Raw genomic sequence first — 15887 nt, forward strand, 5'->3', positions numbered from 1 at the left:
AGGCGGGGAATCCAGTACGCCGCGACTTCTCGATGAACCACTAAGGTCTCGGAATGCTTTCGCCCGGTCAAGCCGGGCGACGACAGCGGAGAATGAGGCGGCGTCGCCTTAAACCGTCAACCCGCGCTGCTGGGCGAGCTCCTTCAGCGACACCTGCGGGCGCGCGCCGATGTGCTGGATCACTTCGGCGGCCGCGAGCGCGCCGAGCTCGCCGCACTGCTTGTGCGCAAGGTTACGCGCGAGGCCGTACAGGAAGCCGGCGGCGAAGAGATCACCGGCGCCGGTGGTGTCCACCAGCTTCGCGATCGGCGAGGCCGGCGCGGCGACAGCGTCGGTCGGCGTCACCACGACGCAGCCCTTCTCGCTGCGCGTGACCACGCCGAGACTGACGTCGTTGCGCAGCTGCTTCAGCGCGGTGTCGAAGTCCGAGGTCGTGTAGAGCGAATGCAGCTCGGACTCGTTGGCGAACACGATGTCGACGGTGCCGTTGCGCATCAGCCCGAGGAACTCGTCGCGATAGCGATCGACGCAGAACGAATCCGACAGCGTCAGCGCCACCTTGCGCTTGGCATCATGCGCGATCTGGGCCGCCTTGACGAAGGCGTCCTTGGCGTTCTTAGGGTCCCAGAGATAGCCCTCGAGATAAACGATACCGGCGGCAGCGATCTCGGCCGGATCGATGTCGGCGGGCGACAAATCCTGCGCGGCGCCGAGATAGGTGTTCATGGTGCGCTCGCCGTCATCCGTGACCAGGATGTAGGAACAGCCGGTCGCGGGGCCATCCTTCGCGGCGGGCGTGTTGAAGGCGACGCCGGCTGCGCGGATGTCGTGGACATAGAGCTTGCCGATCTGATCGTCCTTGACCTTGCCGACATAGGCCGCGCGTGCGCCGAGGCTGCCGATGCCGACGATGGTATTGGCGGCAGATCCCCCCGAGACTTCGGTCGCCGGGCCCATGTCCTCGTAGATGGCGGCGGCCCGCGCCTCGTCGATCAGGGACATGCTGCCCTTGGTCATGCCGTGCTTGGCCAGAAAAGCCTCGTCGGTCTTGACCAGCACGTCGAACAGCGCGTTACCGATGCCGAGAACGTCATATTTCACGTCAGCCATTCACCTTGATCCTGTTTGGCGGATTGCGATACCCGCGGAAATCCGCTTCCTGTCGGTCTGAAATCTGGCTCGCGGCCTATCACGACCGGCCCTGCCCGGGCAAGCAACGGTATTATGTCGGCGCAATGATCCGCTCCTTCCTGACAGTCTCGACGGGAACACTGGCCTCGCGGCTGCTCGGCTTTGCGCGTGATTCCATGATTGCCGCTCTGTTGGGCACCGGCGCGGTGGCGGATGCGTTTCTGGCGGCGTTCCAGCTCGTCAATGTGGTGCGGCGGCTGCTCAGCGAGGGGGCGCTGAATGCGGCGCTGATCCCGGCCTGGCTGCGCGTCCGTGATCGCGACTGCGAAGAGGCCGCATCAGCGTTCGCCGGGCGCGTGCTCGGCACGGTCAGCGCGGCGCTGATCGCGATCTCGATCGTGATTGCGCTTGTAATGCCACTGATCATCACGGTGATCGCGCCCGGATTTCTGGGTAGCGGCACGCTCGATCTCGCCGTCGCGAACGCGCGGCTGATGCTGCCCTATCTCGCCTTCGCCGGACCTGTCACCGTGCTGATGGGACTGCTCAATGCTCAGGGGCGCTTTGCACTCACGGCATTCTCGCCGCTGCTGTTCAACATCGCGCTGATTGCGGCCATTGCAATGCTGCTCGTCTGGCATGCCGACGCCGGCTTCGCGGCATGGATGCTGGCGGCGACCGTCGGCGTTGCCGGACTGCTGCAATTGCTGATGCTGCTGTCGCAGCGAAGCGCGCGACTGGCGACGCCGCTGCGGATCAGCTTCGACCAGGAGATGCGCGGCTTTTTCGCCAAGGCAATCCCCGGCATGATCGCAAGCTCGGGCCCGCAATGGCTGATGGTCGCGGGCGCGATCATCGCCTCCGCGACGCCCTCCGCGGTGTCCTGGCTCTATTTCGCCAACCGCCTGATCGAGCTGCCGCTCGGCATCGTCGGTGTCGCCATGGGCACCGTGCTGGTGCCGGAGCTGACGCGCGCGGTGCGTAGCGGCGACCGTGACGCCGTGGCGCATGCGGAATCGCGCGCGCTGGAGCTGGCGACCGGGCTGGCGCTGCCCGCAACGCTCGGCCTGATCGTTCTGGCCGAGCCGATCGTGCGGCTGCTGTTCGAGCATGGCGCGTTCGGCGCGGACGACAGCATGGCCACCGCGCATGCGCTGATGTGGCTGGCGCTGGGCCTGCCGGCGCATGTGCTGATCAAGGCGCTGTCGCCGGCCCACTATGCCCGCAGCGACACGATGACGCCGCTGCTGGCGACCGCCAAGGGCTTTGTGGTCGCGATCGCCCTCGCTGTCGTGCTCGGACACGTCCTTGGCGCGAGCGGAATCGCTGCCAGCATCGCGGCCGGCGCCTGGAGCAGTGCGATCTCGCTGCTGCGGAAAGGCACCAGCGAGTTCGGCTTCTCGGTCGATGCCGCCGCCCGCAACCGGCTGCCGCGGATCGTGCTCGCAGCGGCTGCCATGGGCGCCCTGCTCTGGCTGACGACCGGTCTGTCGCCCGCCGAGGCGCACGGGCTGATCCGCTTCATCGTCCTGGGCGTGCAGATCGCGGCCGGAATCGCCGTCTATGGCGTGCTCCTGCAATTCCTCGGCGCGGCCTCATGGCGCGAGGCGGCTAATGTGCTGAAGCGCCCGGCCCGGACCGAGTCCGAGGCGTGATGCCGTCGAATTACCCTTGACGGGGCAGCGCCGCTGTCGGAAACGACGGCCGAATACCTTCCAGGAAGACTTACCATGGCATTCGTTGAACGGGTCTTTTCGGGCGTCCAGCCGACGGGCAATCTGCATCTGGGCAATTACCTCGGCGCGATCGTCAACTTCGTGAAGATGCAGGAAACCCACAACTGCATCTATTGCGTCGTCGACATGCACGCGATCACGCAGGGCGTGGACGTCTGGGGCGGGCCGGTCGAGCTCGCGCGCAACACCCGCGAGGTGACCGCGGCGTTCATCGCGAGCGGCATCGATCCGAAGAAGCACATCGTCTTCAACCAGAGCCAGGTCTCGGGTCACGCCGAGCTCGCCTGGATTTTCAATTGCGTCGCGCGCATGGGTTGGCTGGGCCGCATGACCCAGTTCAAGGAGAAGGCCGGCAAGGACCGCGAGAACGCGTCCGTGGGCCTGTTCGATTATCCCGTGCTGATGGCCGCCGACATTCTGCTGTACCGCGCCACCCACGTTCCGGTCGGCGAGGACCAGAAGCAGCATCTCGAGCTCTCGCGCGACATCGCGCAGAAGTTCAACAACGATTTCGGCGACTCGATCCGCAGCCAAGGCGCCAATGACGGCCTGTTCTTCCCGCTGCCGGAGCCCCTGATCACGGGCCCCGCGACGCGCGTGATGAGCCTGCGCGACGGCACCAAGAAGATGTCGAAGTCGGACGCGTCCGACAATTCGCGCATCAATTTGACCGACGACGCCGACACCATCGCGCAGAAAGTGCGCAAGGCGAAGACCGATCCGGAGCCGTTGCCGTCCGAGGAAAAGGGCCTGGAAGCACGTCCCGAGGCCGATAATCTCGTCGGCATCTTCGCCGCGCTCTCCGGCCGCTCCAAGGCCGACGTGCTCAGGGAATTCGGCGGCGGCCAGTTCTCCAGCTTCAAGAATTCGCTGGTGGATCTGTGCGTCACGAAGCTCTCGCCGATCGCCGGCGAGATGAAGCGCCTTGTCGCCGACCCCGGCCATATCGACGCGATCCTGAACGATGGCGCCGACCGGGCCCGCGCCATCGCCGACGAGACCATGAAGCTCTCGAAGGACATCGTCGGCTTCATCCGCCGGCGCTGATTTCCCGCGTTTGCGAGACCCGGCCGGCGCCCACTGCACCGGCCGCTTCTCCTCTCCCCAAGCGTGAGGGAGTGTGGCAGCATGTCGGCCGTGCACATTCCGGGACATGCATGACCAGCAAGCGACTTTGCTTCGAGCCGGGTCACAAGCCCAAATGCCTCGTGATCGTCGATGACACCGCCGAATGGGATCGCGCGGTCTACTATGCTAGCCGCTGGGCGATCCGCGCCGGCGGCGGCGTGGTGATGCTGCGCATCATCGAGCCCGAGCAGCAGAGTCAGGAATGGCTAGGGGTGGCCGAGATCATGCGCGCCGAGGCGCAGGAGGCGGCGGAAGCCGCGCTCGACCGCGCCGCCGGCCGCGCCAACGGCATCGCCGCGATCACGCCGGAGCGGGTGATCCGCGAAGGCGATGCGATGGAACAACTGCTCGCTGTGATCGACGAGGACCCTGACATCGCCATGCTGGTGCTCGCCGCCAATCCCGGCGCGGAGGGCCCGGGACCGTTGGTCTCGCTGCTCGCGCATGCGCTGGGCACGTTCCCGGTGCCGGTGACGATCATCTCGGGCGCGCTGAGCGACGGAAGTGTGGATTCGCTGTCGTAGCTCGCTTCTTACCTCCCCTGGAGGGGTCCGAGACGAGCGTAGCTCGCTCGTGGGTCGGCTCGCATTGAGCGAAGCGAGACGTGAGACGGGGTGGGTGACGGTCTCTCCACCTCGCACACTGCCCGTGTTGAGAGATCACCCCACCCCGCTCGCGCTTCGCGCGACCGACCCTCCCCCTCCAGGGGAGGGTAAGCGGAGTCCAACCCTCTGAAAATCTTGGACTAATATCTCACGTCCCCTTGACCGTGCGTTCCCCGTCGCCATCTGCTACTGGATAGCTTGCGCGCCGGCCTTGAACCGGCGACGTCTGGAGAAAACCATGTTCATTCAAACCGAAGCTACCCCCAATCCCGCCACGCTGAAGTTCATTCCAGGCCGCGTCGTCGTCGACGGCGGCCCGATGGAATTTTCGAGCCGAGAATCGGCCACGCGCTCGCCCCTCGCCGAAAAGCTGTTCGATGTGCCCGGCGTCACCGGCGTGTTCTATGGATCGGATTTCATCACCGTGACCAAGGCGAACGGTGAATGGCAGCAGCTCAAGCCCGCGATCCTCGGCGCCATCATGGAGCACTACATGTCCGGCGCGCCGCTGCTCGCCGACGGTGCCGCCCAGAGCGATGCCGAGCTCGACGACGAGGACGAGTTCTTCGACGAGGCCGATGCCGAGACCGTCGACATGATCAAGGATCTGATCGAGACCCGCGTGCGGCCGGCGGTCGCCAATGACGGCGGCGACATCACCTTCCGCGGCTTCAAGGACGGGATCGTCTATCTCAACATGAAGGGTGCCTGCTCCGGCTGCCCGTCATCGACCGCGACGCTCCAGCACGGCATCCAGAATTTGCTCAAGCATTTCGTGCCCGACGTCGTCGAAGTCCGGCCGATGTGACGACGAAGTCGTCATTCCGGGGCGGTCCGTGAGGACCGAACCCGGAATCTCGAGATTCCGGATTCGATGCTTCGCATCGCCCCGGAATGACGGTCATTACGCCGCCTGGCCGATACTCGCCGCCTCTTCCGCGGCCTTGCGCATGCTCGCCGACATTTCGCTGGTGACGGTGCTCTGCTCCTCGACGGCGGCGGCCGTTGACGACACATATTCGCTGACGCCCTCGATCGCGCCCCGGATCGCCCCCAGCGCGGCGACCACGTCGACCGAGATGCCGTTCAGATTGCCGATCTCCTGCTCGATCCGGTCGGCGGCCTGCTTGGCCTGATTGGCGAGGTTCTTCACTTCAGATGCCACCACGGCAAAGCCGCGACCGGCCTCGCCGGCGCGCGCGGATTCGATGGTGGCGTTCAGCGCCAGCAGATTGATCTGACCGGTGATGCTGCCGATCAGCTGCACGATCATGCTCATCGACTCCGCCGCCTGCGTCAGCCGCTGCGCCTGCTGGTCCGCCGCCTCGACCCGATCGACCGCGGTCGATGCGGTCTCGCGCGAGCGCGTCATTGCTTCGGCAATCTCGCGCACCGAGGCGTTGAGCTCCTCGGCGCCGGCGGCGACCGATTCCATCATGTCGCGCACCTTCTCGCTGCGCTTGCGCGCGATCACCTGGGCGGTCGTGTCGGAGGCGTATTTCACGACCTTGAACGGATTGCCGTTGAGATCGCCGATCGGGTTGTAGGAGGCCTGGATCCAGACCTGCCGGCCACCCTTGCCGACGCGCTGATATTCACCGGACTGGAATTCACCGGCGTTCAGCCTGGCCCAGAAGGCGCGATAGGCTTCGCTGTCGCGCTCGTCGGCGCCCACGAACATGCTGTGATGCCTGCCGACGATCTCGGACAGCGTATAGCCGAGCGCGCCGAGGAAGTTTTCGTTGGCTGACAAAACCTTGCCGTCCATGCTGAACTCGATCACGGCCTGCGACTTGCCGATCGCCTCGATCTGGCCGGCGAAATTCGCATTCGACAGCTTCTGCGCGCTGACGTCGGTGGCGAACTTCACCACCTTGAACGGCTTGCCGGTCTCATCGAGGATCGGATTGTAGGAAGCGAGAATCCAGACCTCCTTGCCGCCCTTGCCGAAGCGCTTGTACTCGCCGGACTGGAATTCGCCGCGGCCGAGCTTCGCCCAGAATTCGCGATAGGCCGCACTGTCGCGCTCGCCGTGTCCGACGAACATGCTGTGGTGGCGGCCCTGAATCTCGTCGAGCCGATAGCCCACCGTGGCCAAAAAATTCTCGTTGGCTGTGATGATGGTGCCGTCGAGATTGAACTCGATCACCGCCTGGGCGCGGCCGATCGCGGAGATCTTGCCGGCATCTTCGAGGCTGCGGATCTTGCGCGCGGTGATGTCGGTCGCGAACTTGACGACCTTCACCGCTTTGCCGGCTTCGTTGATGATCGGATTATAGGACGCCTGGATCCAGATCTCGCGACCGCCCTTGCCGAGCCGCTTGTATTCGGCTGATTGATATTCGCCGCGGCCGAGCCGCGCCCAGAACTCGCGATAGGCCGCGCTGCCCCGCTCCTCCGGCATCACGAACATGCTGTGGTGCTTGCCGGCGATCTCGTCGAGCCGGTAGCCCATCGCGTCCAGGAAATTCTGGTTGGCCGTGATAATGGTGCCGTCGAGATTGAATTCGATGACCGCCTGCGACTTGCCGAGTGCAATGACCTGAGCCAAAGCCTCCCTAGCCGAAGAACCGCTTCGCCAAAAAGACATAAATGAACCCTTCCAAATGACCGAACGAGCGCGGCTTGATCTGCCAAAGCGCCGCGTCTGAGTCGTCGTTGACTCACTCTCCCGCCCGTTGACGGTGTCATTGGTTTGCTAATGATTGCTTAAAATGCCAACATTTCAATCACTTAGCTATCTCTAAGGTTGCAAATTGATGCATCCGCATCGAAAATGGGGAGCGAAAACTTTGTCGCCTTCGCGTCCACGTAGAATTACGGGGCCGATCGTGCGCCTGTCGAGAAATCAAACTTGGACTGGTTCGACCGCGGCTCGACCGACTAAGCTGATTCGATGCTGATCCTTGCCATCGATACCGCGCTGGAGGCGTGCGCGGCCGCCATTCTCGACACCGACACCGGCCAGCTGCTCGCGGAGGAATCGCTGCTGATGAAGCGCGGCCACGCCGAAGCGCTGATGCCGATGATCGCGCGCGTGATGCAATCGGCCGATCTTGCCTTCACCTCGCTCGACCGCATCGCCGTCACCGTCGGTCCCGGAAGCTTCACGGGCCTGAGGGTCGGCATTTCGGCAGCGCGCGGCCTTGCGCTTGCGGCGAAGCGGCCCGCCGTCGGGCTGACGACGCTTTCGGCCTATGCCGCCACCGTCGTCGGCCAGAGCGGAACGGCGCCGGTGATCTCGGCAATCGATGCGCGGCACGATCACGTCTACTTCCAGATCGTGGCCAGCGACGGCAGCCAACTGGTGCGGCCGAGCGTCGCTCCAATTGACGCGGCGATCGCGGCCTCGCAATTCGGTGCGCCGCATCTGGTCGGCAATGCCGCAAGGATCCTCGCCGATCGCTGGCCGAAGGACGGTCCGCAACCCGTTGCGGTCGACGCCCAACCCGCGCCCGACATCGGCTGGGTCGCCTGGCTCGGCGCCGCGGCCAATCCCGAAACCACGCCGGCGCGCCCGTTCTATCTGAAGGCGCCCGACGCAAAGCCGGCCGCGCAGCCACCGCTCGCAGCACAAGCCGCAACCTCATGATGAGATGGCTTTCGGAATGGTGGCGCGGCGGCACGGCCGCCGTCGAGCCGGCGACCACGCGCGACGCCGCGCGACTGGCGCAGTTGCACGGACAATCCTTTGCCCGCGGCTGGGGCGAAGGCGAGTTCGAGGGCATGATCGGCGAGCGCAACACGCTCGTGCATCGGTTGCGGATCGGCCGCAAGACCATCGGATTCGCGATCTCGCGGATCGGCGCGGACGAAGCGGAAATCCTCTCCATCGCGGTCGACCAGGCTCACCGCGGCCGCGGCCTGTCCGGCACGCTGCTGATGACGCATCTCGGCCACCTCGCAGGGCGCGGCGTGCGCACAATATTTCTCGAAGTCGAGGAAAATAACCAGCCGGCGCGGCGGCTCTACGATCGGGCCGGATTCATGGTGGTCGGGCGCCGCGAACGCTACTATAAGCAGCCCAACGGGGAACAATTGAACGCACTTCTGATGCGACGTGACTTGTCGTAACATTGATGGCAGAAAGCGCCCCCGTCAGGCAGACACACTATGACTGGACTTAAACCTTCCTCCGCCTCCAAGGCGACCGGCATCGAGGCTCGCTGCGCCGCCACCGGCATGCGCATGACCGAGCAGCGCCGCGTCATCGCCCGCGTGCTGGCGGAATCGGTCGACCATCCCGACGTCGAGGAACTTTACCGGCGCTGCGTCGCCGTCGACGACAAGATCTCGATCTCGACCGTGTATCGCACCGTCAAGCTGTTCGAGGATGCCGGCATCATCGAGCGCCATGATTTCCGCGAGGGCCGCGCGCGCTACGAGACGATGCGCGATAGCCATCACGACCACCTCATCAATCTGCGCGACGGCAAGGTGATCGAGTTCACCTCCGAGGAGATCGAGAAGCTGCAGGCGGAGATCGCCCGCAAGCTCGGCTACAAGCTGGTCGACCATCGGCTCGAGCTCTATTGCGTCCCGCTCGACGACGACAAGCCGACGTCTTGATCTAGTGCCCATCGATCTCATCATCTTCGATTGCGACGGCGTGCTCGTGGACAGCGAGGTGATCTCCTGTCGCGCACATGCCGATGTGCTCACGCGGCACGGCTATCCCATCACCTCGGAGCAGGTGCTGGTCCGCTTCCTCGGCGTATCCGAGAAGGACGCGCGGCGGATGGTCGAACAGGAAATCGGCCGCAAGCTTCCCGACGATCTTGAGAGCCAAGTGAATGCGGCCACGCTGCAATTCTACGCCAGCGATTTGCAGCCAATCACCCACGTGGCCGCTGCGATTGGCGCAATCGATTTGCCCAAATGCGTCGCATCGAGCGGCACGCCGGCGAAGATCCATCACGGCCTGACCTGCGCCGGACTCTACGACCTGCTCGCCCCGAACATCTTTTCCGCAAGCCAGGTCGCTCGCGGCAAACCCGCACCCGATCTGTTCCTGTTTGCCGCCGAACGGATGAAAGCCGCGCCGGAACGGTGCATCGTGATCGAGGACAGCGTCCCCGGAGTGACCGGCGCGCATGCCGCCGGGATGAGCGTGCTGGGCTTTCACGGCGGCAGCCACTGCCCGCCGGGTCACGCCGAGAGACTGCGCGCCGCCGGCGCCGGATTGACGTTCGACGACATGCGGCACTTGCCGGAGCTGGTCCGGCGGGTCGCGGGGAACACCCTGGCGGGGTGATCCTGCCTCTCATCGTCGTTCCCGGGCACACGCGTGAACCGGAATCCGGAGGTTTTGGGCCGAAATCCGGGTTCTCCCGCTTTGCGGGCCCCCCAGAACCACCCCGCTGGATGTCAATCGCTGGATTTTCGCCCCTCCAGCCTATATCTGAGGGGCGTTCTCCACCTCAATTCCGGGTTCCATGACGCCGCCGCGCAAGCTGCACATCAAATCATATGGCTGCCAGATGAACGTCTACGATGCCCAGCGCATGGTGGACACGCTGGCTCCGGAAGGATTCGTGGAGACGGCCAACGCGGAGGATGCCGACCTCGTCATCCTCAACACCTGCCACATCCGCGAAAAGGCGTCCGAGAAGGTCTATTCCGAGCTCGGCCGGCTGCGCGTCGCCAAGGACGAAGCCGCGCGCGGGGGCCGGGCGATGCAGATTGCGGTGGCGGGCTGCGTCGCGCAGGCCGAAGGTGGGGAGATCACGCGCCGCGCGCCGGTGGTGGACGTCGTGGTCGGCCCGCAGAGCTATCATCACCTTCCGGAGCTTTTGAAGCGCGCGCGCGACGAAGGCCGTGCGATCGAGACCGAGTTTCCCGCGGCGGACAAGTTCGGCTTCCTGGCCCAGCCAAAACCCGATGCGATCCGCGCGCGTGGCATTTCCGCTTTCGTCACGGTGCAGGAAGGCTGCGACAAGTTCTGCACCTTCTGCGTCGTGCCCTATACCCGCGGCGCCGAAGTCTCGCGTCCAGTGGCGAAGATCGTCGACGACGTGAAGCGGCTCGCCGACAATGGCGTGCGCGAGCTCACGCTGATCGGGCAGAACGTCAACGCCTATCACGGCGAGGGACCGGACGGGACAAGCTGGCCGCTCGGCCGCTTGCTCGGACATCTGGCGAAGATTCCGGGCATCGCACGGCTGCGCTATTCGACCAGCCACCCCCGCGATGTCGATGACAGCTTGATTGCAGCCCATCGCGATCTCGGTGAGCTGATGCCGTTCGTGCACCTGCCGGTGCAGTCGGGCTCGGACCGGATTCTCGCCGCCATGAACCGGAAACATACCGCCGATGATTATCGGCGTGTCATCGACCGTTTCCGGTCCGCGCGCCAAGACATTGCTTTTTCATCAGATTTTATCGTGGGCTTCCCCGGTGAAAGCGAGCAAGATTTTCTCGCCACCCTCGCGCTCGTCACGCAAATCGGCTACGCTGCCGCATATTCGTTCAAATACTCCGCCCGGCCGGGAACGCCGGCTGCGGATATGCAGGAGACGGTGTCCCCCGCCGAGATGGACCAGCGATTGGAGCGGCTCCAGGAACTGATCGACAGCCAGCAATCGGCCTTCAACAAGGCCGCGATTGGCTCAACGGTCGATGTGCTGTTCGAGCGTCCGGCCCGCAAGGAGGGCCAGATCGTCGGCCGCACTGCCTTCCTCCAGCCCGCGCATGTGATGGCCTCGCCCGACATCATCGGACAGATCCTGCCTGTCCGGATCGACAGCCTCGAACGCTATAGTTTCCTCGGTGAGCTCGTGACGCCGCGTAACGCGCGCGAGCCCGCTTTATCGCAAGCCATTGGAGCCTGAACCCTTGCCAAAAAGCGCATCGGATTCGTCTTCGTTCGCTCCCAGCCGCAAATTTGACCGCGACATGCAAGTTCCGCCCGAGACCCAGGTCGTCATCGACTTCGACGACAATCGCGCCGCTTCCGCGCTGGTCGGCCCCTACGGCCAGCATCTCGCCCAGATCGAGCGGCGGCTCGGCGTCGTGGTCGACTCCAAGGGCAACCACATCACTATCGGCGGCACGCGCGACGGCTGCGACGCCGCGCGCCGCGTGCTGGAGGCACTCTACGCGCAGGCCGTGAAGGGACAGGATCTCGACCAGGGCGAGGTCGAAGGCGCGATCCGCGCCGTGATCGCACAGGGCTCGCTGTTCGAATTCGACGCCAAATCGGCCAAATCCACCTTCGATAGCATCAATTTGCGCAAGCGCCCGGTGCGCGCGCGCACCGCCGCGCAGGATTCCTACATCCGCGCGCTGAAGCGCCACGAGCTGGTCTTCGGCATCGGCCCCGCCGGCACCGGCAAGACCTGGCTCGCGGTCGCGCATGCCGCGCAGCTGTTCGAGCGCAAGGAAGTCGACAAGATCATCCTGTCGCGTCCGGCGGTCGAGGCCGGCGAGCGGCTCGGCTTTTTGCCCGGCGATCTCCGTGAAAAGGTCGATCCGTATCTCCGTCCGATCTACGACGCGCTTTACGACCTCATGGACGCGCGCATCGTCGAGCGGGCGCTGCAGACCGGCGAGATCGAGATCGCGCCGCTTGCCTTCATGCGCGGCCGCACGCTGACCAACGCCGCGATCATCCTGGACGAGGCGCAGAACACCACGTCGATGCAGATGAAGATGTTCTTGACCCGTCTCGGCGAGAACAGCCGCATGATCGTGACCGGCGATCCCTCGCAGATCGACCTGCCGAACGGCCAGACTTCGGGCCTTGCGGAAGCGACGCGCCTGCTGGGCGGCGTCGAAGGCATTGCACAAGTTCATTTCAAAGCCGAGGACGTGATCCGCCACGAGCTCGTGGCGCGGATCGTCGCCGCCTACGAAGGTTCGCCGCAGCGGCCGGCCACCGGTAAATCGTAACGAGACAACAGCCGGACCATGCGGGCGCGGACAGGGCGTCCTTTGGTTCCGAACAAACAAGATGTCACATCCAAACCTTCCCATGACCGAGGTCCTCGTCGTTGCCGATTGCTGGCAGCGCGAGCCCGATTCCGAAGCGGTGATCCAGCGTGCGGTGGCGGCCGCCGCCGAAAGTGTCGACGAGGACGTTGCCGACGCCGAAGTGGCCGTGATGCTGACCGATGATGCCGGCATCCGCACGCTCAACAGCAACTGGCGCGGCATCGACAAGCCGACCAATGTGCTGTCGTTTCCCGCGCTCCAGCCGGAGGGCGAGTGGAAGGAAGGCGATGCGCCGCGCATGCTCGGCGACATCGCAATCGCCTACGAGACCATGCGGCGCGAGGCGGACGAGGAACAGAAGCCGTTCGATCATCATTTGAGCCATCTCGCCGTGCATGGTTTTCTGCACCTGATCGGCTACGACCACGAGAACGATGGCGACGCGGAGGAGATGGAAGCGCTCGAACGAGAGATCCTGTCTCATCTCGGCATACCCGATCCCTATGCAGACCGCCCGGGGACTCATTGAGATGCCCGATTCCGACCCTATTCACGACAATCCGCGCAATACCGCCAATTTGCCGGTCGTGGTGACATCAGGCGAGGTGATGCGGCCGACCGCGGAAGGCTGGCTGCTGCGTGCCATTCGCACCCTGTTCGGCTGGAAGGCGGGATCGGTGCGCGACGATCTCCAGGTCGTGCTCGACGCCACGACGCCTGACGACACCGGCTTCTCGACCGTCGAGCGCACCATGTTGCGCAACATCCTCGGTCTGCACGAGCGCCGCATCGCCGACGTCATGGTGCATCGTGCCGACATCATCGCGGTGAAGCGCGACATCCCGCTCGGCGAATTGATGGACCGCTTCGAGAGCGCCGGCCATTCGCGCCTCGTCGTCTACAACGAGACGCTGGATGACCCCGTCGGCATCGTCCACATCCGCGATCTGCTCGCTTTCATGACCGCGCGCGCGCGGGTGTCGGAGGCCACGAAGACCAAGCGCAAGAAGCCGCTGCCGGCCGGCCTCGACCTGCGTACGGTCGACCTGGCGCTACCGCTGCAGGATGCGCGCATCATCCGCAAGCTGCTCTACGTGCCGCCGTCGATGCGGGCGATCGACTTGCTGGCGCAGATGCAGGCGACGCGCATTCATCTGGCGCTGGTGGTCGACGAGTATGGCGGCAGCGACGGGCTGGTCTCGCTCGAGGACATCGTCGAGCAGATCGTCGGCGAGATCGACGACGAGCATGACAGCGACGAGCCGCCCTCGATCGTGCGCCTGCCCGACAACGCCTTCATTGCAGACGCCCGCGCCAGCCTCGACGACGTCCGCACGGTGATCGGCGAGGATTTCGTCACCGGCGAGGCGGGTGAGGAAGTCGAGACGCTCGGCGGCTATCTCGTCAGCTTCGTCGGGCGCCTGCCGGTGCGCGGCGAGGTGATCTCCGGCCCCGGCAATTACGAGATCGAGGTGCTCGATGCCGATCCGCGCCGCGTCAAGCGGCTGCGCATCTCGACACGGAAGGAGCGCCCCGCGCCGCGTACCCAGCGCGAGAGCCGCCGCCGCGAGGCCGCGCCGGAGAGCGGTCAACCGCCTTCCACCGACACGCCCGTCCCGCCGCCAAGCGACGGGACCGGTTCGCAGTGACTTCGTTCCAGCGGTTTCGGCAGATTGCGCTTGCCATCATCCTCACCTGGGGGTGGAAGCGTGCGCTCATTGCGATGGGATGCGGTGCGCTGTCGGTGCTGGCGCTGGCGCCGTTCAATGTCTTTCCGGTGCTGTTCATCACCTTCCCGGTGCTGGTCTGGTTGATCGACGGCGCGGGCGCCGGACGATATCGCGGCGTCCCCGCCGCGGCACTGACGGGCTATTGGTTCGGGCTCGGCTATTTCGTCCCCGGCCTCTACTGGATCGGCTACGCCTTCTTCGTCGACGCCGACGTGTTCGCGTGGCTGACGCCGTTCGCCGTGCTTGGCCTGCCGGCCTATCTCTCCATCTTCACCGCGATCGGATTCGCGCTGGCCCGCCTGCTCTGGACCAAGGATGCGACGCGCATCCTCGCGCTCGCCGCGAGCCTCACCATCGCCGAATGGCTGCGCGGTCACGCATTGACCGGCTTCCCCTGGAACGCCTTCGGCTATGCCCTGTCCGAGCCGCTGCCGCTGGCGCAGACGGCGTCGCTGATCGGCCTGTGGGGCATGACGTTCCTCAGCGTCGCGATCTTCGCAAGCCCGGCGGCGCTGATCGACCGCACGCCCGATCGCCGCCCGGCGTGGCGCGCGCCGGCGGCTGCGATTGCACTTCTGATTGTCATGAGCATCTTCGGCGCGATCCGCCTGTCGCTGCATCCGACCACGATGGTCGCGGGTGTGAAGCTGCGCCTGATGCAGCCGGACCTCCAGCAGGACGCGAAATTCAACTACGCCGCCAAGGCGGAGGTGATGAAGAAATACCTGGCGCTGTCGGACCGCGCCTCGGGACCGCAATCCACCGGCGTGCGCGATGCCACCATCCTGATCTGGCCGGAATCCGCCTTTCCGTTCTTCCTGACCCGCGAAGCCGACGCGATGGCGCAGATCGCGGAGTTGCTGCCGAAGGGCACGGTGCTGATCACGGGCTCGGTCCGCGCCCCCGACCTGCCGCGGGGCACGCCGATCACGCGCGCCTACAACTCGATCTACGTGATCGATCACGACGGCAGCGTGCTCTCGGTCTACGACAAGCTGCACCTCGTGCCGTTCGGCGAATTCCTGCCCTACCAGGACCTGATGGAGAAGCTCGGCTTCGAGCAACTCACGCGCGTGCGCGGCGGCTTCATTCCCGGCAGCGTGCGACATGCGCTAGCGGTGCCCGGCGCGCCGCCCGCGCTGCCGCTGATCTGCTACGAAGCAATTTTTCCAGGCGAGGTCGCCGGCCGCAATGAGCGTCCGGGCTGGATCGTCAACCTCACCAATGACGGCTGGTTCGGCGTGTCGACCGGTCCCTATCAGCATCTCGAGCAGGCCCGGATGCGTGCGATCGAGCTCGGATTGCCGCTGGTCCGGTCCGCCAATACCGGCGTGTCAGCGGTGATCGATCCGGTGGGACGAACCGTTGCCAGCCTCGGCCTCGGCGTCGAAGGTATTTTGGATGCAAACCTGCCTGCTGCAATCCCGCCGACCGTCTATGCGCGGGTGGGCGACGTGCCCGCAGCCATGCTCGTTGCGCTGGCCGTGATTCTGGCGGTCCGCCGACGTGTTGCCAAACGGCACCCCTGATCACGCGCTCGCCGCAGCAGCGGCTGGAATCCTTTGACAACCGTAGTCCCACGGTTGACAGACTGCACACGGGTTCCTCATTCTGCATTCGCTGCG

At 65.2% G+C, this 15887-nt stretch carries 15 protein-coding genes; 13 read left to right on the forward strand and 2 right to left on the reverse strand.

The genetic code is table 11. The annotated features are described in order from the left end of the window. Positions 1-108: 108 nt before the first annotated feature. Positions 109-1110 (reverse strand): adenosine kinase, encoded by a 1002-nt coding sequence (locus tag AB7008_RS00140; RefSeq protein ID WP_039155072.1) that lies wholly within the window; start codon positions 1108-1110, stop codon positions 109-111. A 125-nt stretch (positions 1111-1235) separates the two neighbouring features. Between AB7008_RS00140 and murJ the strand changes: the two genes are divergently transcribed. From murJ to AB7008_RS00160, 4 genes are all read left to right on the forward strand, one after another. Beyond that, complete coding sequence (gene murJ, locus AB7008_RS00145) at positions 1236-2786, forward strand: murein biosynthesis integral membrane protein MurJ (protein WP_441258237.1); 1551 nt, start codon at positions 1236-1238, stop codon at positions 2784-2786. A 75-nt stretch (positions 2787-2861) separates the two neighbouring features. After that, on the forward strand, positions 2862-3914 hold the full coding sequence (gene trpS, locus AB7008_RS00150; RefSeq protein ID WP_028150593.1) for a tryptophan--tRNA ligase: 1053 nt from the start codon (positions 2862-2864) through the stop codon (positions 3912-3914). Between the two features lie 110 nt (positions 3915-4024). Beyond that, positions 4025-4519 carry a universal stress protein gene (locus AB7008_RS00155; protein ID WP_014490984.1) on the forward strand — a complete coding sequence of 165 codons (495 nt, stop codon included), beginning with the start codon at positions 4025-4027 and terminating at the stop codon, positions 4517-4519. A 319-nt stretch (positions 4520-4838) separates the two neighbouring features. Then, positions 4839-5408 carry a NifU family protein gene (locus AB7008_RS00160; protein WP_028155392.1) on the forward strand — a complete coding sequence of 190 codons (570 nt, stop codon included), beginning with the start codon at positions 4839-4841 and terminating at the stop codon, positions 5406-5408. 96 nt (positions 5409-5504) lie between these two features. Here the strand turns inward: AB7008_RS00160 and AB7008_RS00165 are convergent, their stop codons facing one another. Beyond that, on the reverse strand, positions 5505-7190 hold the full coding sequence (locus tag AB7008_RS00165) for a PAS domain-containing protein (RefSeq protein ID WP_441258238.1): 1686 nt from the start codon (positions 7188-7190) through the stop codon (positions 5505-5507). A gap of 306 nt (positions 7191-7496) precedes the next feature. Here AB7008_RS00165 and tsaB point away from each other — a divergent pair, with 306 nt between their 5' ends. From tsaB to lnt, 9 genes are all read left to right on the forward strand, one after another. Beyond that, complete coding sequence (gene tsaB, locus AB7008_RS00170; RefSeq protein ID WP_304492153.1) at positions 7497-8192, forward strand: tRNA (adenosine(37)-N6)-threonylcarbamoyltransferase complex dimerization subunit type 1 TsaB; 696 nt, start codon at positions 7497-7499, stop codon at positions 8190-8192. Then, positions 8189-8674: a ribosomal protein S18-alanine N-acetyltransferase gene (rimI, locus tag AB7008_RS00175; protein ID WP_304492154.1), complete on the forward strand. Its 486-nt coding sequence runs from the start codon at positions 8189-8191 to the stop codon at positions 8672-8674. Before tsaB ends, rimI begins: the two co-directional genes overlap by 4 nt. A gap of 39 nt (positions 8675-8713) precedes the next feature. Then, on the forward strand, positions 8714-9169 hold the full coding sequence (locus AB7008_RS00180; RefSeq protein WP_028150589.1) for a Fur family transcriptional regulator: 456 nt from the start codon (positions 8714-8716) through the stop codon (positions 9167-9169). A gap of 4 nt (positions 9170-9173) precedes the next feature. After that, positions 9174-9854, forward strand: a complete 681-nt coding sequence (locus tag AB7008_RS00185; RefSeq protein WP_304492155.1) for an HAD family hydrolase — start codon at positions 9174-9176, stop codon at positions 9852-9854. 181 nt (positions 9855-10035) lie between these two features. Further along, positions 10036-11430, forward strand: a complete 1395-nt coding sequence (gene miaB, locus AB7008_RS00190; protein WP_304492156.1) for a tRNA (N6-isopentenyl adenosine(37)-C2)-methylthiotransferase MiaB — start codon at positions 10036-10038, stop codon at positions 11428-11430. 64 nt (positions 11431-11494) lie between these two features. After that, positions 11495-12490, forward strand: a complete 996-nt coding sequence (locus AB7008_RS00195) for a PhoH family protein (protein ID WP_014490976.1) — start codon at positions 11495-11497, stop codon at positions 12488-12490. An 82-nt stretch (positions 12491-12572) separates the two neighbouring features. Next, positions 12573-13061, forward strand: a complete 489-nt coding sequence (ybeY, locus tag AB7008_RS00200) for an rRNA maturation RNase YbeY (protein ID WP_232208404.1) — start codon at positions 12573-12575, stop codon at positions 13059-13061. A gap of 1 nt (position 13062) precedes the next feature. Next, positions 13063-14181: a hemolysin family protein gene (locus AB7008_RS00205; RefSeq protein WP_248880630.1), complete on the forward strand. Its 1119-nt coding sequence runs from the start codon at positions 13063-13065 to the stop codon at positions 14179-14181. Then, on the forward strand, positions 14178-15791 hold the full coding sequence (gene lnt / locus AB7008_RS00210; RefSeq protein WP_028155401.1) for an apolipoprotein N-acyltransferase: 1614 nt from the start codon (positions 14178-14180) through the stop codon (positions 15789-15791). Before AB7008_RS00205 ends, lnt begins: the two co-directional genes overlap by 4 nt. The last annotated feature ends 96 nt before the right edge of the window (positions 15792-15887 follow it).

The organism is Bradyrhizobium sp. 521_C7_N1_3, from assembly GCF_052075975.1.
GTDB lineage: Bacteria > Pseudomonadota > Alphaproteobacteria > Rhizobiales > Xanthobacteraceae > Bradyrhizobium > Bradyrhizobium japonicum.

Bases quoted from the DNA above. Each gene is read 5' to 3' on its own strand.
- AB7008_RS00155 (WP_014490984.1), top strand. From the start codon at position 4,025: ATGACCAGCAAGCGACTTTGCTTCGAGCCGGGTCACAAGCCCAAATGC.
- murJ (WP_441258237.1), top strand. From the start codon at position 1,236: ATGATCCGCTCCTTCCTGACAGTCTCGACGGGAACACTGGCCTCGCGG.
- rimI (WP_304492154.1), top strand. From the start codon at position 8,189: ATGATGAGATGGCTTTCGGAATGGTGGCGCGGCGGCACGGCCGCCGTC.
- AB7008_RS00180 (WP_028150589.1), top strand. From the start codon at position 8,714: ATGACTGGACTTAAACCTTCCTCCGCCTCCAAGGCGACCGGCATCGAG.
- AB7008_RS00165 (WP_441258238.1), bottom strand. From the start codon at position 7,190: ATGTCTTTTTGGCGAAGCGGTTCTTCGGCTAGGGAGGCTTTGGCTCAG.
- trpS (WP_028150593.1), top strand. From the start codon at position 2,862: ATGGCATTCGTTGAACGGGTCTTTTCGGGCGTCCAGCCGACGGGCAAT.
- AB7008_RS00160 (WP_028155392.1), top strand. From the start codon at position 4,839: ATGTTCATTCAAACCGAAGCTACCCCCAATCCCGCCACGCTGAAGTTC.
- AB7008_RS00205 (WP_248880630.1), top strand. From the start codon at position 13,063: ATGCCCGATTCCGACCCTATTCACGACAATCCGCGCAATACCGCCAAT.
- miaB (WP_304492156.1), top strand. From the start codon at position 10,036: ATGACGCCGCCGCGCAAGCTGCACATCAAATCATATGGCTGCCAGATG.
- tsaB (WP_304492153.1), top strand. From the start codon at position 7,497: ATGCTGATCCTTGCCATCGATACCGCGCTGGAGGCGTGCGCGGCCGCC.
- AB7008_RS00195 (WP_014490976.1), top strand. From the start codon at position 11,495: ATGCAAGTTCCGCCCGAGACCCAGGTCGTCATCGACTTCGACGACAAT.
- AB7008_RS00140 (WP_039155072.1), bottom strand. From the start codon at position 1,110: ATGGCTGACGTGAAATATGACGTTCTCGGCATCGGTAACGCGCTGTTC.
- ybeY (WP_232208404.1), top strand. From the start codon at position 12,573: ATGACCGAGGTCCTCGTCGTTGCCGATTGCTGGCAGCGCGAGCCCGAT.